A 25,756-nucleotide genomic window follows, 5' to 3' on the forward strand; every position below is an offset into this window, starting at 1 on the left:
GCGTGTCCCGCCCCCCGTCCGCCCGGTCTACGGCCGGTCCAGCCGCAGCCGTTCCGCTCTCGGCAGGCCCGCCACGACCAGGTCGTACGAGTCCTCGATCAGCTCGCGCAGCATCCGGTCCGGCACACCGGAGACCGTCACCGTGTTCCAGTGGCGCTTGTTCATGTGCCAGCCGGGCACGATCGCGGCGTGCTCCTCGCGCAGCCGTACCGCCTCGTCCGGGTCGCACTTCAGGTTGACCGTCAGCGGCCGGGCGTCCAGCGTGCTCAGTGCGAACATCTTGCCGAGCACCTTGAAGACCGAGGTCTCCGGGCCGAACGGGAACTCCTCCGCGCTCGCGTTGAACTCCAGGCAGAACGCCCTCAGCCGCTCCGGTGTCATTCCGCTCGCATCCCTTCGGGCTCCACCAGCACCGTGACGATCTTGTTCCGGCGGCCCGCCGGGGACTCCGCGGTCAGCCGGAGCTTCCGGCCGTCGGGCAGGTCGACCGGCGCCGAGGCTCCGGCGATCGGGACCCGGCCGAGCGCCTTGGCGAGGAGGCCGCCGACCGTCTCCACGTCCTCGTCGTCGTACTCGTCGATCCCGAACAGCTCGCCGAGGTCGCCGATGTCCAGGCGCGCGGTGACCCGGTAGCAGCCGTTCTCCAGCTCCTGGACCGGCGGGAGTTCGCGGTCGTACTCGTCGGTGATCTCACCGACGATCTCCTCCAGGATGTCCTCGATCGTGACGATGCCCGCCGTGCCGCCGTACTCGTCGATGACGACCGCGACATGGCTGCGCTCCTGCTGCATCTCCCGCAGCAGGTCCCCGGCGTTCTTCGTGTCCGGCACGAACGCCGCGGGCCGCATCGCCGTGGAGACCTGGTCGGCCTCCGACTCCCGGTTGATGTGTGTCTTGCGGACCAGGTCCTTGAGGTAGACGATGCCGACGATGTCGTCCTCGTTCTCCCCGGTGACCGGGATGCGCGAGAAACCGGAGCGCAGGGCGAGCGTCAGGGCCTGACGGATCGTCTTGTAGCGCTCGATGCAGACCAGGTCGGTGCGCGGCACCATGACCTCGCGTACGAGTGTGTCGCCCAGCTCGAAGACCGAGTGCACCATGCGGCGCTCGTCGTCCTCGATCAGCGACTCCGCCTCCGCGAGGTCGACCATCGCCCGCAGTTCGGCCTCACTGGCGAACGGGCCCTTGCGGAAACCCTTGCCCGGCGTCAGCGCGTTGCCGAGGAGGATCAGCAGCTGGGGAATCGGGCCCATCACCCTGGCCAGCGGCAGCAGGACGTACGCCGCCGCCGTCGCCGTGTTCAGCGGGTGCTGACGGCCGATGGTGCGCGGGGAGACCCCGATGGCGACATAGCTGACCAGGACCATCACCCCCATGGCGACGGCCAGGGCCTCCCAGGTCTCCGGGAATTCCTTCAGACAGGCGTAGGTGACGAGCACCCCGGCGGACATCTCGCAGGCCACCCGTACCAGCAGGGCGACATTGAGATAGCGGGTCGGGTCGGCCGCGACCTGGGCCAGCTTGGCGCTGCCGCGCCGCCCCGCCCGGACCGCCTCCGCCGCCCGGAAGCTGGATGTGCGGGCGATGCCCGCCTCCGCGCAGGCCGCCAGCCAGCCGACGACGACCAGCAGTACGGCGCCGGTGATGAGTGGGACGCTCACGAGACGGTGGGGGCGGGCGACGCGCCGGTGAGCCCGCGCTCGCCGCGCCAGCCGTCGACGATGGCCGCCTGAAGGCCGAACATCTCGGCCTTCTCGTCCGGCTCCTCGTGGTCGTAGCCCAGCAGATGCAGCACTCCATGGACGGTGAGGAGCTGGAGCTCCTCGTCCATGGAGTGCTGTGTCTCCGCCTCTTCGCCCTGCCTCTTCGCGACCTCCGGGCAGAGCACGATGTCACCGAGGAGCCCCTGCGGGGGCTCCGCGTCGTCCTTGGCCGGCGGACGCAGTTCGTCCATCGGGAAGGACATGACATCCGTCGGACCGGGGAGGTCCATCCACTGGATGTGGAGCTGCTCCATGGCATCGGTGTCCACCACGATCACCGAGAGCTCGGACAGCGGGTGGATCCGCATCCGGGCGAGTGCGTAGCGGGCGATGTCGAGGATCGCCTGCTCGTCGACCTCGGTTCCGGACTCGTTGTTGACATCGATCGACATGGTGCGCTGCGACTACTTCCCGTTGTGGCTGTCTCGGCTGTCGTACTTCTCGTACGCGTCGACGATACGGCCGACCAGCTTGTGCCGGACGACATCCTGGGAGGTGAGCCGGGAGAAGTGCACGTCCGGGATGTCCTCCAGAATGTCCTGGACCTGCCGCAGACCGCTCTTCGTGCCGCTCGGCAGGTCGACCTGGGTGACGTCACCCGTGACGACGATCTTCGAGTCGAAGCCGAGCCGCGTGAGGAACATCTTCATCTGTTCGGCGCTGGTGTTCTGCGCCTCGTCGAGAATGATGAAGGCGTCATTAAGAGTTCTACCCCTCATATAGGCCAGCGGCGCCACCTCGATCGTGCCCGCCGCCATCAGCCGCGGGATCGAGTCGGGGTCGAGCATGTCGTGCAGGGCGTCGTAGAGCGGGCGCAGATACGGGTCGATCTTGTCGAAGAGCGTGCCGGGCAGGAAGCCGAGCCTCTCCCCCGCCTCGACGGCGGGCCGGGTCAGGATGATCCGGCTGACCTGCTTGGACTGGAGCGCCTGGACCGCCTTCGCCATGGCTAGGTAGGTCTTGCCCGTACCGGCGGGACCGATGCCGAAGACGATCGTGTGCTTGTCGATCGCGTCGACGTACCGCTTCTGGTTGAGGGTCTTGGGGCGGATGGTGCGGCCGCGGCTGGAGAGGATGTTCTGGGTGAGCACCTCGGCGGGTGTCTCGCCCTGGGGGTCTCCCTGTCCGTTGCCGCTCGCCCGGAGCATGGCGATCGACCGTTCCACTGCGTCCTCCGTCATCGGCTGCCCGGTGCGGAGCACCAGCATCATCTCGTCGAACAAGCGCTGGATCAGGGCGACATCAGCCGCCTCGCCCGTGGCACTGATCTCATTGCCCCGGACATGGATGTCGGCCGCCGGGAACGCCGTTTCGATCACGCGCAGCAGCGAGTCGCCCGATCCCAGGAGCATCACCATGGGGTGTGCGGCCGGAATCCTGATCTGGGCACGCGCCTGCGGCTGTGTGGGTGTCTGAGTCATGGGCCGGCCCTCGGGCCTGCGCATACCTCCCGTTGCAGGGTTCTCGCTGCTCGACAACCTCTGGATTACCAAGCCTACGACTCACCACCGACAACACCGAGAGGTTTTACCGGGCGTGACAGGACGGCCTGTTCACTGGCGGAAGCCGATCGTCGGAACCGCCCGGCGCAGCGGCCAGGCGCGGGCGGCCGCGGGCAGCAGTTCCTCAAGGAAGGCGTACCGCTCCAGCGCGACCGGGTCCTGGCCGGCGCAGGTGCGCACCCGCTGCCACCACGCGGCGACCTCCGCCCAGCCCGGCGCGGACAGTGAGCCGCCGAACTCCTGGACCGAGAGGGCCGCGGTCAGCCCGGCGAAGGCCAGCCGGTCGGCCAGCGGCCAGTCGGCGAGGGTCCCGGTGACGAATCCGGCGACGAAGACGTCACCGGCGCCGGTCGGGTCGAGCGCGGCCACGGCGATGGCGGGCACCTCGGCGGCGGTGCCGGTCCGCGCGTCGATGGCGTAGGCGCCCTCCGCGCCCAGGGTGACCACGGCCAGGGGTACGCGTTCGGCGAGGGCGCGGGCGGCGGCGCGCGGGCAGTCGGTGCGGGTGTAGCGCATCGCCTCCTCGGCGTTGGGCAGGAAGGCCTCGCAGTGCTCCAGGTCGGGCAGGCCGTCCAGGTCCCAGCGGCCGGTCTCGTCCCAGCCGACGTCGGCGAAGATCCGGGCACCGTGCCGGGCGGCGGCGGCCACCCAGGGTTCGCTGCGGCCCGGGGTGAGTGAGGCGACGGCGGCTCTGGCGCGCGGCGGGCAGTGCGGGAACGTCCGGCCGGGCACGGTGGCCGTGGCGGGGGCCGGGGCCTCGTGGCCGTGCGAGACCATCGTCCGCTCGCCCTCGTAGGCCATGGAGACGGTGACCGGCGAGTGCCAGCCCGGGACGGTGTGCGACATCGACAGGTCGATGCCCTCGCCCTGTTCGAGGGCGTCCCAGCAGTACTCCCCGTAGTGGTCGTCGCCGAAGGCCGCGGCCAGTGACGTGCGCAGCCCCAGCCGGGCGAGAGCGGTGGCCATGTTGGCCACGCCACCGGGGCTGGAGCCCATGCCGCGCGCCCAGGACTCGGTGCCGCGCACCGGGGCGCTGTCCAGTCCGGTGAAGATGATGTCGAGGAAGACCGTGCCGGTCAGGAAGACGTCGCAGGCGGGATCCTGCGGGGCGCGCAGCGCCAGCAGCGGGTCGATGCCTGGAATATCTGTGCTCACCGTGCGCTCCCCGGCCGTGGCGGATCTGGTCGCTGCGATTACCTGTGCGATCCGGCCAGTGTGCCCGATTCGCTCCTGTGAGCGGAGCGTCCGCGCCGCACTGCTCACGGCAACCCTGACCTGCATAAACATGCGCTGTTACCCGGCCCGGAAATGCATAAACGCACATGTGACCCAGATCACATCGAAGTGGCTTTCGGTCGACTGGGAGCACTTGATACAAATTGGCCCGCGAGCACCGTTGGCGCCTGATTACCGACGAGTGCCCCATCTCCCCTCATTTCCCCGCGTTGCCCTCCCCTGCTCCACCTCTGTCTTCACCCCTCGGCTCCGCCGTCGCGCTCCACCTCTGTCTTCACCCTCCCCGTATCGCCTCCCTGCCTTCTCAGGCATGTCTTCAGGAACGCCCATGTCCTCGCGCCCTCGCGCCGCGTGGCCCCTGGTCGCCGTGTTCACCGCCGGTTACCTCGCCGCCTATCTGCTCCCCACCATCGTCGGCCGGCTCAGCGTCTACCTGGGCCTGAGTGCCGCCCAGGCAGGCATGGTCGGCAGTGCCCTGCTGCTGAGTTCGGCCTCCGCCGGTTTCACCCTGGCGGGCCGCGTCGAGCGGTGGGGGGCGCGGAGACCGGCGCGTATCGGACTGGTCCTGGCGATGGCGGGATACGGCTGCGCCGCGCTGGCCGGGTCCGTCCCGCTGGTGGTCCTGGGCTCGATGGTCGGCGGGCTCGGCTCCGGTACGGCGACCGCGGTCGCCGCGGCCGGGATCGCCGCCCAGCGCGACCCGCACCGGACCTCGTCGCTCGGGCTGCTCACCGTCTCCGCCACCGCGGGCGCGCTCTATCTGACGATCCCGCACCTGGGCGGCGGTCACCGGCTGCCGTTCGCCTCGATCGCGCTGGTCGCCCTGCTCGTCTGGCCCGCCACCGCCCGGCTCGGCGGTGACACGGCCGAGCAGAGCCCGGCGCAGGCCTCCGGACGGCTGCCGCACCGGCGCTCCGGACTGGTGCTGGCGGGCGGCATGCTCATCTGGTCCATGGCGCAGAACGCCCTGTGGGGAGTGAGCAGCCGGATCGGTGTCGCGCAGGTGGGACTGTCCGAGGTCACCGTCGGCGCCGTGTTCGCCGCCGCGCTCGGTGCCGGACTGCTCGGGGTGATGGGGGCCGGCGTGCTGGGGGCCCGGCTCGGCCGCGCGGTGCCGATCGGTCTCGGCACGATGATCATCGCGATGAGCATCGTGCTCAGCTCCTCGGCGCGGGACCTCGGTTCGTTCGCGGCCGGAGAGATCCTGTGGAACACCTTCTACCCGGTGGTCCTGTCGTATCTGATCGGCCTCGCCGCGTCCCTGGACGTACGCGGGCGCTGGGCGGTCCTCGCGGGCTCCGCCTCGTCGGTCGGGGTGGCCTGCGGCCCGCTCCTGGGCAGCCTGCTCTCCGAACAGGCCGGGTACGCGGTGATGGGCCTGATCCTGGGGGCGGCCACGCTCCTGGTGGCCGCCCCGGTCACGGCCGTCGCGCTGCACACCGGTGGGCGTCCGCTGGTGCCCGGTTCGGTCCGGCGGCGCGGCGGTGCCCCGGCGGCCCTGCTCGCCGCGACCACCGGTGGCCTGCCCGGCGCCGTGCCCAAGCTCGGCTCACCGGAACAGGCCGTCACGGAGATCGCGGTGCCCGCCCTGCGCCGCAGGCGCCTGGGCCGGAACGCGTTCCGCGCGGCCGGTCCGGCGGGCGGGTCGGGTCAGTCGAACGCGTACGCCTCGACCTCGGAGAGGTAACGCGCCCTGCGCTCCTCGTCGTGGTCGAGGAAGGCCGCCTCGAAGGAGTTGCGGGCCAGCGTGCGCAGGTGCTCGTTGTCCAGGGCGAGCGCCTCGTGGACCGCGTGGAAGGTGTCTCCGACGTACCCGCCGAAGTAGGCGGGGTCGTCGGAGTTCACCGTGCAGAGCAGCCCGGCGTCCATCATGGCCCGCAGGGGGTGCTCCTCCAGGAGGTCGATCGCGCGCAGCCGCACGTTGGACAGCGGGCAGAGCGTGAGCGGCACCCGGTCCGCGGCCAGCCGCCGCACCAGCTCCGGGTCCTCCATGCAGCGCAGACCGTGGTCGACGCGCTCGACGCCGAGGACGTCCAGGGCCTCCCGGATGTACTCCGGCGGGCCCTCCTCCCCCGCGTGGGCGACCTTGCGCAGCCCGAGGGCTCCGGCGGCCTCGTAGACCTCGCGGAACTTGGCGGGCGGGTGGCCGGCCTCCGCCGAGTCCAGGCCGACGGCGCTGATCCGGTGCAGATACGGCTTCGCGGCCTCCAGGGTCTCCAGTGCCGACGCGGCGGACAGATCGCGCAGGAAGCACAGGATCAGCTGGGTGGAGATGCCGTGGGTCTCCTCGCTGCGCTCCAGCGCCCGGCCGAGGCCCTCGATCACGGTGCCGATCGGGACACCGCGCGCGGTGTGCGCCTGCGGGTCGAAGAAGATCTCCGCGTGCCGTACGCCCTGGGCGGCGGCACGGGTGAGGTAGGCGTCGGCGAGCTCGGTGAAGTCGTCCTCGGTCCGCAGTACCGCCATCAGCGCGTAGTAGAGGTCGAGGAAGGTCTGGAGGTCGTCGAAGAGGTAGGCGGTGCGCAGCTCTTCCGTGGTGGCGTACGGCAGCCGCACCCCGTTGCGTTCGGCGAGCGCGAAGGCCAGCTCGGGTTCGAGGGTGCCTTCGATGTGGAGGTGGAGTTCTGCCTTGGGGAGGTGCACGTCGTCTCGCTCACAAATGGTGGTGCTGATGTGTTCCGGGTGCCGGGCCGGGTTCCCTCTACCGGTTCCGGGCCGGGTTCCGGGGGTGCCGGGCTGGGTTCAGAGGTGCCGGGCCGTGGTTCAGATCAGAGGTGCCGGGTGGGCACCGGGACCCGGATCAGGTCCCGGGCGACGGTCAGTTCGCCCTCGAACCCGGCGGCGCGGGCCTGGGTCTCGAAGAGCCCGGGGTCGTTGTACCGCTGCGAGAAGTGGGTCAGCACCAGGTGCCGTACGCCCGCTTCCTTCGCGACCCGGGCCGCCTGTCCGGCGGTCAGGTGGCCGTGGTCGGTGGCGAGCCGTTCGTCCTCGTCGAGGAAGGTCGACTCGATGACCAGCATGTCGCAGCCCTCGGCGAGCGTGTACACGCCGTCGCAGAGCCTGGTGTCCATGATGAACGCGAACCGCTGTCCGCGCCTGTGCTCGGAGACCTGGCCGAGGGTGACCGCGCCGAGTGCCCCCTCGCGCTGGATCCGGCCGACGTCCGGGCCACGGATGCCGTGCTCGGCGAGCCTGTCGGGCAGCATGCGCCGGGTGTCGGGTTCGGTCAGCCGGTAGCCGTAGGACTCGACGGGGTGCGAGAGCCGGTGGCTGTCGAGGGTGTACGAGTCGGTGGTGGCCAGCACCCCGTCGGTGGCGACCGGGGCCTCGGTCAGCCGGACGGACTCGCGGTAGGCGGTCGCGTACCGCAGCCGCTCGAAGAAGTGCTGCCCGCTCGCCGGGTAGTGCGCGGTGACGGGGTGCGGGACCTGGTCGAGGTTGATCCGCTGGATCACTCCGGCCAGGCCCAGCGAGTGGTCGCCGTGGAAGTGCGTGACGCAGATGCGGTTGATGTCGTGCGCGGCGACACCGGCCCGGAGCATCTGGCGCTGGGTCCCCTCGCCGGGATCGAAGAGGATGCCCTCACCGTCCCAGCGCAGCAGATAGCCGTTGTGGTTGCGGTGCCGGGTGGGGACCTGGCTGGCGGTGCCGAGCACCACCAGTTCTCGTGCGGACATGGCGGGTGTATCCGTTATCCGGGGGGCCACTGGAGGCCGCGGCCTCCCAGTACGTGGGCGTGCGCGTGGAAGACGGTCTGACCGGCGCCGGAGCCGGTGTTGAGGACCAGGCGGTAGCCGGTGCCGTCGATCTTCTCGTCGGCGGCGACCGCTCCGGCCTCGCGCAGCACGTCCGCGGCGATCTCCGGTTCGGCGGCGGCGAGCGAGGCGGCGTCCGGGTAGTGCACCTTGGGGATGACCAGGATATGCGTCGGGGCCTGCGGGTTGATGTCGCGGAAGGCGACGGTCGTGTCGCTCTCGCGGACGATGGTCGCCGGGATGTCTCCCGAGACGATCTTGCAGAACAGGCAGTCGGTCTGCGGCTCTCCCGCCATGGCCGGGCCTCCTCGCTCGTCGGTGATCAGTACACGCGCATGCTATCCGGCCCCGGTCCGCTCAACGGGTCCGCGGCCGGTCGAACCAGATCGTCAGCAGGACCGGTATGAGGCCCGTCCAGAACAGCGCCTGGGGGACGCCGCGTCCGCTCCACGGGACGAGGACCATCACGACCGCCAGCAGCGTCCCCCACACCGCCTGCGCGAGCACCAGCCTCGCCCAGAACATCCGGCTGAGGAGGGACCGGAGGCTGAGCCGGATACCGGAGCGCAGCTTGCGGTAGCGGAGCAGGGCGCCGAGGCCCCAGGCCACGGCCATCATCAGGAGTGCGTAGAGCCGGGTGCCGAGGGACAGGGGCAGTTCCCTGGGGGCCTCGCCCTCGGTGGGGAAGAGATCGAGCGACACGCCCGCGACGCAGAGGCTGAGCACCGCCAGCCAGCGGGTGCCGCGCAGCATCCGGAACACGGTGTGGTCCAGCCTGGCGCGCAGCGACGTGGAGGCCGGGTCCGCGGCGAGCGCGTCCGCGTACGCCGATGCCTTCGCCGGGAGCCGGACGTCCTTCGCGGCGTTCTGCATGCTCGCGAACTCCTCCAGCGCCCAGGCGTCCTCCGGGTCCAGCCGCAGGGTCTGCCGGACCGCGAACTCACGGGCGTCGGCCCGGCCCACCGTCAGCGACGCCTTCCAGAGTCCGTAGTACGCCCCGGTGTACTCGGGGTTGAGCCGGACCGCGTGCTCGGCCGTCGCGAACGCCTCGGGCCAGCGCTCCTGCCAGGCCATGATCGCCTCGGACAGCGCGACATGCGCCGCCGACGACTCGGGGGCGAGCCGGACGGCCTGCTGGGCGGCGGCCAGCGCCTCGTCGCGGCGGCTCGAACGGCGCAGCCCGTAGGTCCGCACGATCAGCGCGTCCCAGTCCTCGGGGTCGGCCCGCAGTGCCTCGCCGGTCGTGGTGATGACCTCCCCGTACTCCCGCAGGCTCAGATGGCAGCGGGCGAGCTGGACCCAGGCCCTGCCGTCCTGGGGGTCCTCCGCCAGCCGGCGTGCCAGCAGTGCCTTGGCCTCGTCGTAACGGCCCAGGGAGTGGAGGGCGTGGGCCTGTTCGGTGAGCGGGTGCGTAGTGGTCACAGTCGGCGCTTCTTCTTCAGGTAGGCCAGCAGGTCGTCGTAACTGCCGCCGTCGTTGGCGAACATGGCGACGTTGCGGGCGGTCGCGAACCACGGTTCGGTGGAGGGCCGTACGGCCTTCGCGGCGGCCAGCAGATCCTTCATGTTGATCAGCCGGACCGTGCCGGTGCGGGCCGAGTCGAGCAGGGCGGTCTCGGACGCGGACTCGCAGAGATGGGCGAGGTCGGCGCCGGAGAAGTCCTCGGTGGCCCTGACGAGCTTCTTGAGGTCGACCGATTCGATGGGCCGCTCGCGCAGGTGGTAGCGGAGGATCGCCTCGCGTGCGGCGGCGTCGGGCGGCAGGACGAGCAGGGTGCGGTCCAGCCGGCCGGGTCGGCGCAGCGCGATGTCCACGTCCCAGGGGACGTTGGTGGCGGCGAGCACGAACACGCCCTCGTTCGCGCCGTCGACGCCGTCGAGTTCGGTCAGGAGCTGGTTGACGGTGTTGCGCATGCCGCTGCTCGCCGTACGGCTGCGTTTGGCGCCCAGCGCGTCCAGCTCGTCCAGGAACACCACGCAGGGCGCCTGACGGCGGGCGGTCTCGAAGATCTCGTGCATGTTGCGTTCGGAGTTGCCGATCCACATGTCGAGGACGTCATTGACCGAGACGGAGATGAACCGGGCACCGAGCTCGCCCGCGACGGCACGGGCGATGAACGTCTTGCCGCAGCCGGGCGGTCCGTACAGCAGGAGTCCGCCGCGCAGGCTCTTGCCGTACAGCTTGCGCAGTTCGGGGTTGCGCATCGGGGCGAGGAAGGCGGCTTCGAGGCGGTCCTTGACCTCGTACATCCCGCCGACGTCGGCGAGCCGCAGGGTGGGTGCCTCCGCTTCCCAGGCGGCGGCGTCGCAGGGGTCCCCGCCGCCGTCCACGGCGAGCGGTGCCTCCGGGGACGGCGAGGTCACGAAGCGCGGCGGGACGGCGTCCTTGATCTCGTTCTCCGCGGCCTTCCAGTCGAACCCGGGGGCGGGTGCCACGGACGGGGCGGGCGTGAGGGAAGGAGCGGGTGCCTCTACCGCGGGTGCGGGTACGGGGGAAGGCGACGCGGCCTCTGGCCGCGGCGGCATTCCCATCGCCCGCATCATCAGTCCGCGCGCCGCCCCGTCCCCCGGCGCGTGCTGGAGCGCCACGGCGGCCTGGGCGACCGCGGCCTCGGACTGCCCTTCGCCCAGCAGCAGTTCGGCCAGATGCAGCCGCAGAGGTACGTCGCCGGGCGCCGCGTCGACCGCGGTGCGCAGGCTCATGATCAGAGGCGACTCGTTGGACATGACCTCACCCTACGTAACGGGTCTGACAGTCCGTCGCCCGGTCGCTTCCGGGACGGTCCCCGAAGCCCCCGGACTCCGCCCTTCCGGAACCTCAGCCCCAGCGTCCGGTGCGGCCCAGCAGCAGGGCCGCCGCCGCCGTCCCCGCGGTGGAGGTGCGCAGCACGCTGCGGCCCAGCCGGTAGGTCCGCGCGCCCGCCTCGGCGAAGGCCGCGAGTTCCTGCGGGGAGACGCCGCCCTCGGGGCCGACGACGAGCACGATCTCGCCGTGCGCCGGGAGTTCGGCGGTGGCGAGCGGTTCGCTGTCGCAGTCGCGGTCCTCGTGCAGCACGCCCGCGAAGTCCGCCGCGGCCAGCAGCGCGGCGACCTGCTTGGTCGTCATCGCCTCCGCGACCTCGGGGAACCGGACCCGCCGGGACTGCTTCCCCGCCTCCCGTGCCGTACTGCGCCACTTCGCCAGGGACTTGAGGCCGCGGTCGCCCTTCCACTGCGTGATGCAGCGGGCGGCCTGCCACGGGACGATCGCGTCGATGCCCGTCTCCGTCATGGTCTCCACGGCGACCTCGCCGCGGTCGCCCTTGGGGAGGGCCTGGACGACGGTGATACGGGGGCTGGGTCCGGGCTCCTCGTGGACCGTCGCGAGGTCCGTCACCAGGAGCCGGTCCTTGCCCTCGGCGGCCCGTACGACGCCCTCGGCCCACCGGCCCAGACCGTCCGTCAGGACGACGTCCTCACCGGCGTGCAGCCGCTTCACGGAGACGGCGTGCCGTCCCTCGGGACCGTCCAGGACGAACTCGGGCCCGCTGGGCATCCGTTCGACGACGAAGACCGGTGCCGTCACTCGGCACTCCTTCCGCTCACTGCCACCCGGGCGGCTTCCAGTTCGGCGGCGAGCAGTTCGATCAGCTCTCCGGCGGGCAGCTCGCGTGCCATCCGGTGTCCTTGCCCGGCCCACAGTGCCATGCCCTGGGCGTCGCCGGTCCGGGCCGCCGCCTTGCGCAGCCCGCTGGTCACATAGTGCACCTGCGGGTAGGCGGCGGGGGCGTAGGGGCCGTGTTCGGTGATGAAGCGGTTGACCAGCCCGCGGGCGGGACGGCCGGAGAAGGCCCGGGTCAGGGCAGTCCGGACGAACAGCGGGTTGGTCAGGGACTGCTTGTGCACCGGATGTGCCCCGGACTCGGGGCAGATGAGGAAGGCCGTACCGAGCTGTGCCGCGTCCGCCCCGGCCGCGAGCGCCCCGGCGATCTGGGAGCCACGCATCATCCCGCCCGCCGCGATGACCGGCAACTGCACGGTCTCGCGGACCTGGGTGACGAGGGAGAGCAGCCCGATGCCGGTGTTGTCGGCCTGCGGGTCGTCGCGGTGCGTGGACTGGTGTCCGCCCGCCTCGACGCCCTGGACGCAGAGGGCGTCGGCGCCCGCCCACTGGGCGCACTGCGCCTCCTCGGCGCTGGTGACCGTCACGATGGTGTATGTGCCCGCCTTGGCGAAGGCGTCCAGCGTGTCGCGGGTGGGGCAGCCGAAGGTGAAGGAGACCGCGGGGACCGGGTCCTCCAGGAGGATCGCGACCTTGGCCTCGTAGCCGTCGTCGCCGCTGGTGTCCGGGTCGCCGAGCGGGGTCTCGTACCAGAGGGCCTCACCGGCGAGCTGTTGGCAGTAGACCTCGACGGCGCTCGGATCGGCGAGCGCGGGCTGCGGCATGAAGAGGTTGACGCCGAACGGCCGGCCGGTCAGCCTGCGGACGTGCTTGATCTCGTTGTACATGCCGTCCGTCGTCTTGTACCCGGCGGCGAGGAAGCCCAGCGCGCCGGCTTCGGCGACGGCGCCGACGAGCTCCGGGGACGAGACGCCGCCCGCCATCGGGGCCTGCACGATCGGATACCGGCAGAGATCGGTCAACTCGGAGGACATGACCGCATCGTGCCATGTCCGGCGCACAGGGCCGAATCAGCCATGGGACAGCGTGACCGGTATACCGCTGTACGCCGCACCGCCCGCCGGTACAGGACCGGCGGGCGGTGCGGTGACAGGGCAAGACCGGCTCAGCGGCCGTTGAAGGCGTCCTTCAGCCGGGAGAACAGCCCTTGCTGACCTGGCTGAAACTGGCCGGTCGGCCGCTCCTCGCCGCGCAGCTTCGCCAGTTCGCGCAGCAGCCGCTCCTGCTCCGGGTCCAGCTTGGACGGGGTCAGCACCTCGACGTGCACGATCAGATCGCCACGACCGCCGCCGCGCAGATGCGTGATGCCGCGCCCGTGCAGCGGAACCGACTGGCCGGACTGGGTGCCCGGCCTGATGTCGATCTCCTCCAGGCCGTCGAGCGTCTCCAGCGGCACCTTGGTGCCGAGCGAGGCCGCCGTCATGGGGATGGTGACCGTGCAGTGCAGATCGTCGCCGCGCCGCTGGAACACCGCGTGCGACAGCTCGTGGATCTCGACGTACAGATCCCCGGCCGGGCCGCCGCCGGGGCCGACCTCGCCCTCGCCCGCGAGCTGGATACGGGTGCCGTTGTCCACGCCCGCGGGGATCTTCACCGTGAGCGTGCGCCGGGAGCGGATGCGGCCGTCACCGGCGCACTCCGGGCACGGCGTCGGCACGACCGTACCGAAGCCCTGGCACTGCGGGCAGGGCCGTGAGGTCATGACCTGGCCCAGGAAGGACCGGGTGACCTGGGACACCTCGCCGCGCCCTCGGCACATGTCACAGGTCTGCGCGGAGGTGCCGGGGGCCGCGCCCTCGCCGCTGCACGTCGTACAGACGACCGCCGTGTCGACCTGGATGTCCTTGGTGGTGCCGAAGGCCGCCTCGGAGAGGTCGATCTCCAGCCGGATCATCGCGTCCTGGCCGCGCCGGGTGCGCGAACGGGGGCCGCGCTGCGAGGCCGTGCCGAAGAACGCGTCCATGATGTCGGAGAAGTTGCCGAAGCCACCGGCTCCGAAACCGCCCGCGCCACCCGCGCCGCCGGAGGCGGACAGCGGGTCGCCGCCGAGGTCGTAGACCTGCTTCTTCTGCGGGTCCGACAACACCTCGTAGGCGGCGTTGATCTCCTTGAACCGCTCCTGGGTCTTCGGGTCCGGGTTGACATCCGGGTGCAGCTCGCGGGCGAGCCGCCGGAATGCCTTCTTGATCTCGTCCTGAGATGCGTCGCGGCGCACGCCGAGTACGGCGTAGTAGTCCGTGGCCACTTACGACTCCGCCAGGATCTGTCCGACGTAACGTGCCACTGCGCGTACCGCTCCCATCGTTCCGGGGTAGTCCATGCGGGTCGGTCCGACCACGCCGAGTTTGGCGACTGCCTCGTCGCCCGAACCGTAGCCGACCGCGACGACGGACGTGGAGTTGAGGCCCTCGTGGGCGTTCTCGTGCCCGATACGTACGGTCATGCCCGAGTCCGTTGCCTCACCGAGCAGCTTCAGCAGGACCACCTGTTCCTCCAGTGCTTCCAGCACCGGCCGGATCATCACAGGGAAGTCGTGCCCGAAGCGGGTGAGGTTGGAGGTGCCACCGATCATCAGCCGCTCCTCCGTCTCCTCGACCAGTGTTTCGAGAAGGACGGAGAGCACCGTGGAGACGGTGGCCCGGTCCTCACTGTCGAAGGATTCCGGCAGCTCCTGCACCAGCTGCGGGACGTCCGTGAAACGGCGTCCGACGACCCGGCTGTTGAGCCGGGCCCGCAGATCGGCGAGAGAGGTCTCGCCGAACGGCGCAGGGCAGTCGATCATACGCTGTTCGACCCGGCCGGTGTCGGTGATCAGCACCAGCATCAGCCGGGCGGGGGCCAGCGCGAGCAGCTCCACGTGCCGCACCGTCGAACGGGTCAGCGAGGGGTACTGCACCACGGCGACCTGCCGGGTCAGCTGCGCGAGCAGCCGTACGGTCCGGCCCACGACATCGTCGAGGTCGACCGCGCCGTCGAGGAAATTCTGGATGGCCCGGCGCTCCGGCGAGGAGAGCGGCTTGACGCCCGCGAGCCGGTCGACGAAGAGCCGGTAGCCCTTGTCCGTCGGGATGCGCCCCGCACTGGTGTGCGGCTGGGCGATGAAGCCCTCGTCCTCCAGCACCGCCATGTCGTTGCGGACGGTGGCCGGGGAGACCCCCAGCTTGTGCCGTTCCGTGAGCGCCTTGGAGCCGACGGGCTCCTCGGTGCCGACATAGTCCTGGACGATGGCGCGCAGCACTTCGAGTCTGCGTTCGCTGAGCATCGCGCACACCTCCAGCTGTCGTCTCCGGTGTCTGCCTGGCACTCTGTGCGTTCGAGTGCCAGCAATCCCCCCGGCCAGTGTACGGGGGCGGGGTGCCCCCCAGGCAAGGGCGACCGGCCACGCTACCCCGGGACCGCGCAGGTCGTTGCCGATAGCGTCGCCGTATGGACGTCTCTTGGGAAGAGTTCGGCTGGGAGCGGTTGGGCCACGGAGTGGGCCGGCGGCGGCTCCCGGGGTGGGATGCGACGGTCGCGCTGGTGGCCGGAGCGGACGGCGCGCTGCTCTACGACACCGGGTCGACGCTGCGCGAGGGGGTGGAGCTGCGGAACCAGGCGGAGGGGTTGCTCGGGCGGAGAGTGACACATGTCGCACTGAGCCACCCCCATTTCGATCATGTGCTGGGCACCGCGGTGTTCGCCGGGGCCGAGGTGTACGGATCGGCCGGCCTCGCCGCTCTCCTGGCGCGCGGGGCGGAGGAGCTGTGCGCCTCCGCCGTACGCCACGGAGTGCCCGAGGAGGAGGCCGCGCAGGCGGTGGACGTCCTGGTGGCCCCGCGCCACGAGGTGTGCGGGGAGTGGACGCTCGACCTCGGCGGCGGGCGGCAGGTCCTGCTGGCCGACGCCGGACCGGGACACACCGGCCACGATCTGGCGGCGCTGGTGCCGGGCGCGGGCGGGGAGCGGGCCGTGGTGCTCTGCGGTGATCTGGTCGAGGAGTCCGGCGAACCGCAGGCGGGCCGGGACGCGGTCACCTCCCGCTGGCCCGCCGCGCTGGACAGGCTGCTGGCGCTCGGCGGCGAGGACGCGCTGTACGTACCGGGGCACGGGGCGGTGGTGGACGCGGCGTTCGTACGGGCGCAGCGGGACCGGCTGGCGGAGCGCTTCGGCGTGTCGTGAGGGACCCCCGGGGCGGGCCCGGCCGGCCTTATCGTCGTGCCATGCGCAGCTACCAGCCGGACCTGACCCCGCCGTGGAAGAAGTCCGCCCCCGCCCCGGAGGTCCCCGCCGAGCCCGATCTGGTCGTGGAGGAGGTCTCCACCGGTTTCTGCGGTGCCGTGATCCGCTGCGAGAAGACGGCCCAGGGCCCCACGGTCACCCTGGAGGACCGCTTCGGCAAGCACCGGGTGTTCCCGATGGAGCCGCGCGGCTTCCTGCTGGAGGGCCGGGTGGTCACGCTCGTACGCCCGTCGGCGGCCGGTCCCGTCCGGCCCGCGCGTACGGCCTCCGGCTCGGTGGCGGTGCCGGGGGCGCGGGCGCGGGTGGCGCGCGCCGGGCGGATCTATGTGGAGGGCCGGCACGACGCGGAGCTGGTCGAGCGGGTGTGGGGCGACGACCTCCGGATCGAGGGCGTGGTGGTCGAGTATCTGGAGGGCGTCGACGACCTCCCGGCGATCGTGCGCGCGTTCTCGCCGGGTCCTGATGCCCGGCTGGGGGTGCTGGTGGACCATCTGGTGCCGGGCTCCAAGGAGTCCCGGATCGCCGGTCAGGTGTCGGACGCCGATGTGCTGGTGGTGGGCCACCCGTACATCGACGTCTGGGAGGCGGTGAAGCCTTCCTCGGTGGGAATCTCCGGCTGGCCGGTGGTGCCGCGCGGACAGGACTGGAAGACGGGGGTGTGCCGGTCTCTGGGCTGGCCGGAGAACACCGGTGCGGCCTGGCAGCACATCCTCTCCAAGGTGCACTCCTATCGGGATCTTGAGCCACAACTCCTGGGCCGCGTAGAGGAATTGATCGATTTCGTCACCCTTCCGGCCTGATGCGCCGAGGTTGTTGACGAGGATCCGATACCGATCCCGGTGAACACCTGCGGCGCATGAGTACCGTCGGCTATTGAGGAGAGAAGAGGGGCACGGCGGGCGACGGGGAGGCACGGGGGCTATGACGCGCGAGGTCTGGCAGGGCAGTGCGGAGAACGAGGCGGCCTCCGCCGTCTTCCACCTGATGCAGCACCTCATCGACCAGTACAAGGTCAACCGGCCGGTGATGCCGCTGGTGGTCGCCCAGGCGGCCGACGCCGATGTCGGGCCCGAGACCGACGACCGGGTCGAGCAGATCGTGCGCCAGATCCACGAGGCCAACGCGCTGCGCAGGGTCCCCGTGCGGCTGCTCGACGGCGACTCCTCGAAGGCGTACGAGGCCGCGCTCGACATGGTGCGCACACTGACCGAGGAACCGTGGGAGACCCGGAAGAACTCGCAGTACAAGCCCTTCTCCTTCCCCCGCTCACGCCTCCTCGGCGCCATCGAGCAGGCCACCGCGACGGTCATCTCCCAGCCCGGCGGCGGCTCGGCGCGCGGGCGCGAGGAGAGGATTCTGGAGCAGCTGGGCCAGCTGCGCTGGCGGACCGGCCGGCCGCGGAGCAACGACCCGTGGTACTCCCTGCGGACCTCGGTCCGGCCGGAGACGTTCGCGGGCGCCGCCTTCATCGCGGCGCTCACCGGGGTGCTCGGCGAGATCAGCTGGCTGCTGACCGCCGTGGTGGCGGCCGCCTCGCTGCTCGGTCTGGCGGTCGTACGGCTGCTGAGCAACGCCGCCCCGCCGCTGCTGTGGCTGCGCCGGGCCAGCCGGTGGTTCGCGACCACGTCCTCGCTGGCCGCGTCCAGTACGGGGCACCCGTCGGACGGCTGGTCGCGCCTCTCGCCCAGCGGCTCCTGGCGGGTGATCCGGGCACGGGCGGCGGCGGTCGCCGAGCGGGTGGCCGACGCGCACCAGGACGACCATCACCCGGGCGTCGAGCACGCGCGCCAGTTCCATCTGGAGCTGCGGGTCCAGGCGCTGCTGGAGGACCTGCTGCACAACTACCGGCCGCACACGCTGGACTGGCGGCGCAGCAAGCGCACGGTCCCGCCGGTGGTGTTCCTGCCCAGGGCCACCCATGACAACGGCGGCATCCTGCTGATCAACGCGATCAACAACGTACGTTCACGGCGCAGCGAGGTGGACCCGCTGCTTCTGCTGGCCTCCCTGCCGGCCGCCCAGATCATGCGGCACACACCGCCGCTGCCGCCGGAGCAGCCCCCGGCGAACAGCGCCGCGGGTTCCGCGGCGGCACGGGCCCGTTACGACCGCTGGGTCGACACACTGAGCCTGGGCCAGTCCCCCGTCGCCGCCGCGACGCTCGCCTGGGTGCTCCGGCTGCCGCTGTCCACGGCCAAGCTGACCCATGAGCACGCGCACGCGGAACTCGTCACCTGCCGGGTCGGCCGGACCTGGGCATGGTGGCTGATGTCGCGGACGGCGGTGGTGTTCGTCCTCGTGGGCAGTCTGCTGGGGACCTTCCTGTGGAGCGTGCACTGGCAGAACGAGTACTGCCACGGACCGCTGACCGACCGCAACACGGATGCGATCTGGAGCGGATCCGGGGACGACAGGGAGTGCGTCGGGGTGGCCACGTCCCCCGAGGTGCTCTTCGCCCGGGGCAACGGCCTGGGGCTGAGCGGGGTGGGCAAGGGCATCACCTTCGAGCGGATCGAGCGGGCGATCCGCGAGGAGAACGCCGACATCGGGCCGGGTGAGAACTTCGTGACCGCCGTCTACGCGGGTCCGCTCACCGCGAGGAACGGCGACGAGAGCCTCACCCGCAAGGGACTTGAGGAGCTCACCGGCGTCTATCTCCTCCAGCACGCCGTGAACAAGACGGTACGGGGGCCCGTCAAACTGCGGGTCCTCACGGCCAACGGCGGCCAGGACATGCTCCGCCAGATGACCGCGGTGAAGAAGATCGTCGAGGTGGCCGAGCGGGACCCGAGCGTCGTGGGCGTGGTCGGCTTCGGCCGCAACACCCAGGAGAGCGACACCGCCACCGAGATACTCAGGACCGCCGGGCTCGCGCTGGTCGACACCACCAATTCGAGCAGCGATCTGCCCCTCACCCACCCGAACTACTTCGGGCTCGCCGCGACCGACGAGGAACAGGCGTACGCGCTGGGCCTGGTCGCCCGGCAGATCGCCGACAGGCTCAGGAAGAAGAAGCTCACCCCGCACGCACTCGTCCTGTCCCGGGCCCTGCGCAACGGCGACAAGGACAGGTACACGGCCGAACAGCGCGATGCCGGCCGGAAGATGCTCAAGAAGGCCGGCTTCGACGTCGGCGACGACGTCACGTACAAGATCTCCGACGGCGCCGGCCTCAACGGCCCGGTGACCAGTCTGTGCGAGCAGAAACCGGTACCGGACGCCCTGTACTTCGCCGGACGCGTCGAGGACGTCCCGAACCTGATGAAGGGCCTCTCGGAGACCACGGGCTGCTCCGGCAAACCCATGACGGTGTTCACGGGCGACGACCTGACGAAGGGCACCTTCGAGGACAGCACGGCAATCGCCAGGAACGTCACGCTCTACCACAGCTCGCTGGCCCCGCTGGACAAGGGCGGCAACCCCGGGTTCTACGGCGATGCCCGCAGGTCGCTCGGCGCCCTGCACCCCGACAAGGAACTGAAGGCGCTGCCGGCGGGCACGCCCGCGCACGACGACGAGCTGTTCGCCAGCGGGCAGACCATCATGGCCTACAGTGCGACGGCCGCCCTGTACAACGCCGCCGCCCGCGGTGACACCCGCAGGAGCGCCGCGGAGACCTGGGCCACGCTGCACACGGTCGAACTCAACAACATGCCCACCGGGACGATCACCTTCAGCAGGGACAAGGCCTCCGTCTCCGAGAACATGCACGGCCTCAACATCATCAAGGTGGTCCGCCCCGGGCCGGACGCCGTGCGGACCGTGCTGTGCGGCAAGGCGGCGGGTATGCCGAAGGCCCTGACGGCGCAGGACTGCAAGCCGTAGGGGCGGCTTCCGGGGGAGCGTGGGGCGTGGGGGGCCTCAGTCCACCAGGTCCCGCACCACCGCGTCGGCGAGCAGCCGCCCGCGCAGGGTGAGGACCGCGCGCCCCTCCTCGTACGGGCCGGTCTCCAGCAGCCCGTCCGAGAGCGCCCGGCGCGAGGCCGCGAGGCCGTCCGGCCTCAGCAGCGACAGCGGGCAGCCCTCGCGCAGCCGCAGTTCCAGCAGGATCCGCTCGACCCGGCGGTCCTCGTCGGCGAGGATCTCGCGCCCGGCCCCGGGTGAGCGGCCCTCGGCCAGGGCCTGTGCGTACGCCCCCGGGTGCTTCACGTTCCACCAGCGCACGCCGCCCACGTGGCTGTGCGCGCCCGGCCCGGCGCCCCACCAGTCGGCGCCGCGCCAGTACAGCTCGTTGTGCAGGCAGCGGCCTTCGGGCGTCCGGGCCCAGTTGGACACCTCGTACCAGGAGAAGCCCGCGGCGGCCATCGCCTCGTCCGCGATCAGGTACCGGTCGGCGTGCGCGTCGTCGTCGGTCATCGGGATCTCGCCGCGCCGGATGCGCCGGGCGAGCTGGGTGCCCTCCTCGACGATCAGGGCATAGGCCGACACATGGTCGGGGCCCGCGCCGATGGCCGCGTCCAGGGAGGCCCGCCAGTCGTCGTCGGACTCGCCGGGGGTGCCGTAGATCAGATCGAGATTGACATGGTCGAAGCCCGCCGCCCTGGCCTCGGCCACACAGGCCTCGGGGCGCCCGGGGGTGTGCGTACGGTCCAGGATCTTCAGGACGTGCTGCCGGGCACTCTGCATGCCGAAGGAGACCCGGTTGAAGCCGCCCTCCCGCAGCTCGGCCAGGTAGGCCGGGCCGACGGACTCCGGGTTGGCCTCGGTGGTGATCTCGGCGTCGTCCGCGAGCCCGAACTCGTCACGGATCGCCGCCAGCATCCGTACGAGATCGGCGGCGGGCAGCAACGTGGGGGTGCCGCCGCCGACGAAGACGGTCCGCACCGGCCGGGGGTCGTCGCCCAGGACCTTGCGGGCCTGGCGGACCTCCTCGATCAGGTGCGTGGCGTAGTTGTCGCGGGAGGCCAGGGCTCCGCCGGAGCCGCGCAGCTCGGTGGCGGTGTAGGTGTTGAAATCGCAGTAGCCGCAGCGGGTGGCGCAGTAGGGCACATGCAGGTAGAAGCCGAGCGGGCGGCCGGCGGCGCCTTCCAGGGCGTGGCGGGGCAGCGCCCCGTCGTCGGGCACGGGCTCACCATCGGGCAGTACGGAAGGCATACCGTCCATTGTCACTCGCCGCCGGACCGACCCCGACCGGCTGCCCCGAGCGGCCGCCCCGACCGGACGCCCCGAGCGGCCGCCGTCCGGTGCGGGGCCGGCGGGCGCGGTCGGGGGTTCGGGCCGGGGGTTCGGGCCGGGGGCCGGCGGGCAGGCCGGGTGGCGCCCGGGCCGTCCTCAGTCGGCCCGGAGCACCATCAGGGCCACGTCGTCGTCCGGCGGCAGCTCGGCGAACTCGTGGACGGCCCGTTTGATCCGGTCCGCGATGGCCTCCGCGGGCAGCCCCGCGCAGCCGGACAGCACCCGGGCGAGCCCGTCCCCGTCGTCGAACAGGAGCCGCCCCGAGCGCCGCTCGGTCACCCCGTCGGTGACGCAGAGCAGCGCGTCACCGGGCGCCAGGTCGAAGCTCTGGCTCTCGTACGCCACGTCCTCGACGACGCCGAGCAGCACCTGGGGATCGGCGGCGGGGCGCACGGAGCCGTCGGGGCGCAGCAGCAGGGGCAGCGGGTGGCCCGCGCTGGCCACGGTGCAGCGCACCCCGCCGTCCGGGAGCGGGACGATCTCCCCGTACAGCAGGGAGAGGAACCGGGACTGGGAGCTGTCCTGGAGCTGCTGCCCGCCGGCCGCCGCGACCATCAGGGCCGCGGCCTCGGCGGCCTCCATGGCGTCGTCGAGGAGCAGCCGGTTGAGCCGGTCCAGGACCTCGCCGACACCGAAGCCCTCCCGGGACAGGAGCCGCAGCCACGGGCGGGCGAGCCCGGTGACGACCGCGGCCTCGGGGCCGCTCCCCTGGACATCGCCGAGGACGAAGCACCAGCGGTCCCCGGGGCACGGGAAGATGTCGTAGAAGTCACCCCCGACCACACCGTCGTCGCTCGGCTCGTAGACCAGTGCGCTGGTGACTCCGGGGATCTCGGCGACCTTGCTGGGCAGCAGGCCGCGCTGGAGGATGCGGCTGATGGTGGCCTGGCGGGTGTAGGCGCGGGCGGCACCGACGGCGAGGCCGAGGCGGCGTACGAAGTCCTCGATCAGCGCGGCCACCTCGTCGGGCACCCGGGCGACGCCTTCCCGGCCGACGAGTACGGCGCCCAGCGAGCGGCCGCCCGTGGTGATCCGGAAGGCGAGGGCGGCCCCGTCACGGGCGCCGGGCTCCGTGGCCGGCTCCCCCTCGAAGGCGCCGCCGCCGGTGGGCCACGGCACGGACACGGGTCCGGAACCGGCGCTGCCCGGCAGCCGGAGGGGCTCCTTCTCCAGCACCGTCCGCAAGGGCTCGGTGCCGGTCTCGTCGCTGTGCCAGACGCGGGCGAGCCGGGGTGCCGCGGCGGGCCCCGCGCCCTCGCTCTCCAGCCAGATGGCGCACCAGTCGGCGAGCCTGGGCACCAGCAGCTGACCCGCTATGGCCGCCACGAGGTCCTCGTCGAGCTGGCCCGCCAGCAGGTCGGACGCCTCGGCGAGGAAGGAGAGCGCGCCCCGGCTGTCCCAGCCCGCGTCGTCGCGTTCGGCGCGCCCGACGTCGGGGGCGAGGATCTCGGCCGCCCGCAGACCGCGCGGCAGGGTGTCCTCCTCGGACGGGAAGGGCGGGGCGGTCCAGCCGTCGACGGGAAGGCGGGCCCAGACGGTCTTGCGGCCGGTGCGGTAGGTGATGCCCCAGGCTTCGGCGAGCGTGGCGACGAGCTGCAGTCCGCGGCCGTACTCGGCGGGGTCCGGCCGCTCGGTGGGCGACGGGCCGGCGGCGGCCCCGGAAGGCTCCCCGCTCACCGCGCGGGCCGGGTGGTGGTCGGTGACCTCCAGGAGCAGGGCCGCGGGCTCCTCGTCGTCCGCCTCCTCCAGGCGCAGGACCAGGTCGACGGTCGTGCCCGCGTGCACGACGGCGTTGGTGACCAGCTCGTTGGCGACGGTCACCGCGTCGTCTTCCAGCCGGTCGGTGAAGCCCGCGGCGGCGGGCACCCCGGTCCCGGTCCACTCAGCGAGCGCGGCGCGCACGAACCTGCGCGCCGCGGACGGGGCGAGAGGTATTCCGGGCAGGCTCGTGCAACTGACCAGGCGCGGGTCGTCGAAATGGCCGGCACCGGCGGTGCCGGGACGGTGAACGATGTCCCGCTGCAAGGGAATGGGCCCCACGGTGCGGCTCCTACCGGTCTGACGAAACGCCGCCGACAACAACGACAGCGTGACAGACCGAGCGCGTACATAAGCACCGAGTTACCGAAGTGGGCAGAAAATCGAGCACGTGCGAACGTAATGCGACACAAAGAGGAACGCGGCGGACCGGACGGGCGGCAGACCCGTACACACTCTGCCGTTCCCGCCCGCACCGTCGCCATCCCCCGCCACACGCGTACCGCCGCACGGCCACCCGGCGCCGTGCGGCGCGGGCGTCACGCTTCGCGCGAGCCCGCGTACATCTCCTCGATGAGCGGCTTGTACTCGCGCTCGACGACCGGCCGCTTCAGCTTGAGGCTGGGGGTCAGTTCGCCGTGCTCGACATCGAGGTCGCGCGGCAGCAGTCGGAACTTCTTGATGGTCTGCCAGCGCTGGAGGCCCTCGTTGAGGCGCTTCACATAGCCCTCGATGAGCTCGACCGTCGCGGGTGCCGCCACCACGTCGGCGTACGACTTGCCCTCCATGCCGTTCTCGGCGGCCCAGCCGAGGATGGTGGGCCCGTCGAGGGCGATGAGCGCGGAACAGAAGTTACGGTCCGCGCCGTGCACCAGGATGTTGGAGACGAACGGGCACACCGCCTTGAACTGGCCCTCGACCTCCGCCGGGGCGACGTACTTGCCGCCGGACGTCTTGATGAGGTCCTTCTTGCGGTCGGTGATCCGGAGATAGCCGTCCACGGACAGCTCACCGATGTCGCCGGTGTGCAGCCAGCCGTCCGATTCCAGGACCTCGGCGGTCTTCTCGGGCTGCTGGTGGTAGCCCTGCATGACGCCGGGACCGCGCAGCAGGACCTCGCCGTCGTCCGCGATCCGTACCTCGGTGCCGGGAAGCGGCTTGCCGACGGTGCCGGTGCGGTAGGCCTCGCCCGGGTTGCAGAAGGAGGCTGCGCTGGTCTCGGTCAGACCGTAGCCCTCCAGGATGTGAACCCCCGCCCCGGCGAAGAAGTAGCCGATGTCGGGGGCGAGCGCCGCGGAACCGGAGATACAGGCGCGCAGCCTGCCGCCGAAGGCATCACGGATCTTGGCGAAGACAAGCGCGTCGGCGACCTTGTGCTTGGCGCCGAGCGCGAAGGGGACGGACGCCTTGCCGGTGCGCCGGAAGTTGTCCTGGGAGACCTTCGCGTACTCCCGGGCGACGCCTGCCGCCCACAGGAAGATCTTGTACTTGGCTCCGCCACCGGCCCGCGCCTTGGAGGCGACCCCGTTGTAGACCTTCTCGAAGATCCGGGGGACGGCGGCCATGTAGGTCGGCTGGACGACCGGCAGATTCTCGATGATCTTGTCGATCCGGCCGTCGATCGCGGTCACATGACCGACCTCGATCTGGCCGGAGGTGAGCACCTTGCCGAAGACGTGCGCGAGGGGCAGCCAGAGGTACTGCACGTCGTCCGCGGTGATGAGACCGGTCGCCACGGTGGCCTTGGCCATGTACGACCAGTTGTCGTGCGGGAGCCGTACGCCCTTGGGACGGCCCGTGGTGCCCGAGGTGTAGATCAGGGTGGCCAGCTGGTCGGCCGTGATGGCGGAGACCCGCTCGGTGATCGCGTCCGGGTGCTTCGCCAGGTGCTCGGCACCCCGGGCCTCCAGCTCGGCGAGGGTGAGGATCCAGCCCTCCGGGTCGTCCTCGGCGGGCTCGACGCCCGCCGGGTCGATGACCACGACGTGGCCGAGGCCGGGCAGATCGGCGCGGGCCTCACGGGCCTTCGCCAGCTGCGCGGCGTCCTCCGCGATCAGGACCCGGCTCTCGGAGTCCGCCAGGATGAAGGCGGACTCCTCGGTGTTGGTGGAGGGGTAGACCGTGGTGGTCGCGCCGCCCGCGCACATCACGCCGAGGTCGATGAGGATCCACTCCACCCGGGTGGAGGAGGCGAGCGCGATGCGCTGCTCCGGCTGCACCCCGAGCGCGATCAGCCCGGCGGCGATCGCGTAGACCCGCTCGGCGGCCTGCTTCCAGCTCAGCGACTTCCACTCGTCGCGCCCCCCGCCCGAGGCCGCGGGCACCGGGTAGCGGTACGCCTCCCCGTCCGGGGTGGCCGCCACGCGGTCGATGAAGAGAGTCGCCACCGAGGGCGGTCGGTTATCGATCAAGGTCTGTGTGTCGCTCACGACGCGTCCTCCGGGCCTGCGGCATTGCTTCGACCGGCTTCTTGGTATGCGGCTGCTTCTGCTGATTCTTCTTCTGGCTGCGGTTCCTGCTTCTCGTCCTGCGCGTGCTGCTGGTTCTGCCGTGCGCCGTCCGCACCGGCGTACCGGCTGGGGGTCCCGTCCGGCTCAGGGGTCCCGTCCGGACACGCTTGCTTAACTGGCGAGTAACCAACGAGTCGTGATCAGGGTAAGGCGCACGGGACCGCCGCGTAAGAGGCAAT

Annotated in this window: 21 protein-coding genes; 4 read left to right on the forward strand and 17 right to left on the reverse strand. The window is 71.5% G+C overall.

Features of this window, described 5'->3' with window-relative positions; translation table 11 throughout:
* Positions 1–27 precede the first annotated feature (27 nt).
* From OHA98_RS31450 to OHA98_RS31470, 5 genes are all read right to left on the reverse strand, one after another.
* Positions 28–381: an MmcQ/YjbR family DNA-binding protein gene (locus tag OHA98_RS31450; protein ID WP_266930536.1), complete on the reverse strand. Its 354-nt coding sequence runs from the start codon at positions 379–381 to the stop codon at positions 28–30.
* Complete coding sequence (locus tag OHA98_RS31455) at positions 378–1,661, reverse strand: hemolysin family protein (protein ID WP_266930537.1); 1,284 nt, start codon at positions 1,659–1,661, stop codon at positions 378–380. Before OHA98_RS31455 ends, OHA98_RS31450 begins: the two co-directional genes overlap by 4 nt.
* The gene (gene ybeY, locus OHA98_RS31460) at positions 1,658–2,155 is read right to left on the reverse strand and encodes an rRNA maturation RNase YbeY (protein ID WP_266930539.1); all 498 of its coding nucleotides are present in this window, start codon (positions 2,153–2,155) and stop codon (positions 1,658–1,660) included. The genes OHA98_RS31455 and ybeY overlap by 4 nt, the downstream gene beginning before the upstream one ends.
* A gap of 12 nt (positions 2,156–2,167) precedes the next feature.
* Positions 2,168–3,184 carry a PhoH family protein gene (locus OHA98_RS31465; protein WP_266930540.1) on the reverse strand — a complete coding sequence of 339 codons (1,017 nt, stop codon included), beginning with the start codon at positions 3,182–3,184 and terminating at the stop codon, positions 2,168–2,170.
* 132 nt (positions 3,185–3,316) lie between these two features.
* Positions 3,317–4,420, reverse strand: coding sequence for a carbohydrate kinase family protein (locus tag OHA98_RS31470; protein ID WP_266930541.1), 1,104 nt, complete (start codon positions 4,418–4,420; stop codon positions 3,317–3,319).
* 409 nt (positions 4,421–4,829) lie between these two features.
* Between OHA98_RS31470 and OHA98_RS31475 the strand changes: the two genes are divergently transcribed.
* On the forward strand, positions 4,830–6,188 hold the full coding sequence (locus OHA98_RS31475; protein ID WP_266930543.1) for an MFS transporter: 1,359 nt from the start codon (positions 4,830–4,832) through the stop codon (positions 6,186–6,188).
* Here the strand turns inward: OHA98_RS31475 and OHA98_RS31480 are convergent.
* The 9 genes from OHA98_RS31480 to hrcA form a co-directional block, all read right to left on the reverse strand.
* Entirely contained in the window at positions 6,152–7,144 is a 993-nt protein-coding gene (locus OHA98_RS31480; protein WP_266930545.1) for an adenosine deaminase, read from the reverse strand. The genes OHA98_RS31475 and OHA98_RS31480 overlap by 37 nt on opposite strands.
* A gap of 125 nt (positions 7,145–7,269) precedes the next feature.
* The gene (locus OHA98_RS31485; protein ID WP_266930546.1) at positions 7,270–8,178 is read right to left on the reverse strand and encodes a ribonuclease Z; all 909 of its coding nucleotides are present in this window, start codon (positions 8,176–8,178) and stop codon (positions 7,270–7,272) included.
* A gap of 14 nt (positions 8,179–8,192) precedes the next feature.
* Positions 8,193–8,552, reverse strand: coding sequence for a histidine triad nucleotide-binding protein (locus tag OHA98_RS31490; protein WP_266930547.1), 360 nt, complete (start codon positions 8,550–8,552; stop codon positions 8,193–8,195).
* Between the two features lie 61 nt (positions 8,553–8,613).
* Positions 8,614–9,678, reverse strand: a complete 1,065-nt coding sequence (locus OHA98_RS31495; protein ID WP_266930548.1) for a lipopolysaccharide assembly protein LapB — start codon at positions 9,676–9,678, stop codon at positions 8,614–8,616.
* The gene (locus OHA98_RS31500; protein ID WP_266930550.1) at positions 9,675–10,982 is read right to left on the reverse strand and encodes a 26S protease regulatory subunit; all 1,308 of its coding nucleotides are present in this window, start codon (positions 10,980–10,982) and stop codon (positions 9,675–9,677) included. Before OHA98_RS31500 ends, OHA98_RS31495 begins: the two co-directional genes overlap by 4 nt.
* Before the next feature lie 91 nt (positions 10,983–11,073).
* Positions 11,074–11,820, reverse strand: a complete 747-nt coding sequence (locus OHA98_RS31505) for a 16S rRNA (uracil(1498)-N(3))-methyltransferase (protein ID WP_266930552.1) — start codon at positions 11,818–11,820, stop codon at positions 11,074–11,076.
* Positions 11,817–12,890 (reverse strand): nitronate monooxygenase, encoded by a 1,074-nt coding sequence (locus tag OHA98_RS31510; RefSeq protein WP_266930554.1) that lies wholly within the window; start codon positions 12,888–12,890, stop codon positions 11,817–11,819. The genes OHA98_RS31505 and OHA98_RS31510 overlap by 4 nt, the downstream gene beginning before the upstream one ends.
* 131 nt (positions 12,891–13,021) lie before the next feature.
* Positions 13,022–14,161, reverse strand: coding sequence for a molecular chaperone DnaJ (dnaJ, locus tag OHA98_RS31515; RefSeq protein ID WP_266930555.1), 1,140 nt, complete (start codon positions 14,159–14,161; stop codon positions 13,022–13,024).
* The gene (hrcA, locus tag OHA98_RS31520) at positions 14,162–15,178 is read right to left on the reverse strand and encodes a heat-inducible transcriptional repressor HrcA (RefSeq protein ID WP_266930557.1); all 1,017 of its coding nucleotides are present in this window, start codon (positions 15,176–15,178) and stop codon (positions 14,162–14,164) included. It abuts the gene before it with no gap.
* A gap of 164 nt (positions 15,179–15,342) precedes the next feature.
* On the opposite strand from hrcA, the gene OHA98_RS31525 reads away from it, so the two are divergent.
* From OHA98_RS31525 to OHA98_RS31535, 3 genes are all read left to right on the forward strand, one after another.
* Positions 15,343–16,074, forward strand: coding sequence for an MBL fold metallo-hydrolase (locus tag OHA98_RS31525; protein ID WP_266930559.1), 732 nt, complete (start codon positions 15,343–15,345; stop codon positions 16,072–16,074).
* Positions 16,075–16,115: 41 nt separating this feature from the next.
* Positions 16,116–16,934, forward strand: coding sequence for a DUF3097 domain-containing protein (locus OHA98_RS31530; protein WP_266930560.1), 819 nt, complete (start codon positions 16,116–16,118; stop codon positions 16,932–16,934).
* A gap of 121 nt (positions 16,935–17,055) precedes the next feature.
* A complete protein-coding gene (locus tag OHA98_RS31535) occupies positions 17,056–19,959 on the forward strand; it encodes a hypothetical protein (RefSeq protein ID WP_266930561.1) in 2,904 nt (967 codons plus the stop codon).
* 36 nt (positions 19,960–19,995) lie between these two features.
* On the opposite strand, the gene hemW is transcribed toward OHA98_RS31535, so the two are convergent.
* The 3 genes from hemW to OHA98_RS31550 form a co-directional block, all read right to left on the reverse strand.
* Positions 19,996–21,237: a radical SAM family heme chaperone HemW gene (gene hemW, locus OHA98_RS31540; protein ID WP_266930562.1), complete on the reverse strand. Its 1,242-nt coding sequence runs from the start codon at positions 21,235–21,237 to the stop codon at positions 19,996–19,998.
* Between the two features lie 168 nt (positions 21,238–21,405).
* The gene (locus OHA98_RS31545; RefSeq protein ID WP_266930564.1) at positions 21,406–23,349 is read right to left on the reverse strand and encodes a SpoIIE family protein phosphatase; all 1,944 of its coding nucleotides are present in this window, start codon (positions 23,347–23,349) and stop codon (positions 21,406–21,408) included.
* A gap of 257 nt (positions 23,350–23,606) precedes the next feature.
* Positions 23,607–25,496 (reverse strand): long-chain fatty acid--CoA ligase, encoded by a 1,890-nt coding sequence (locus OHA98_RS31550; RefSeq protein WP_266930566.1) that lies wholly within the window; start codon positions 25,494–25,496, stop codon positions 23,607–23,609.
* Positions 25,497–25,756: the final 260 nt, after the last annotated feature.

Origin of the sequence: Streptomyces sp. NBC_00654 (genome assembly GCF_026341775.1) — a bacterium.
Taxonomy (GTDB): domain Bacteria; phylum Actinomycetota; class Actinomycetes; order Streptomycetales; family Streptomycetaceae; genus Streptomyces.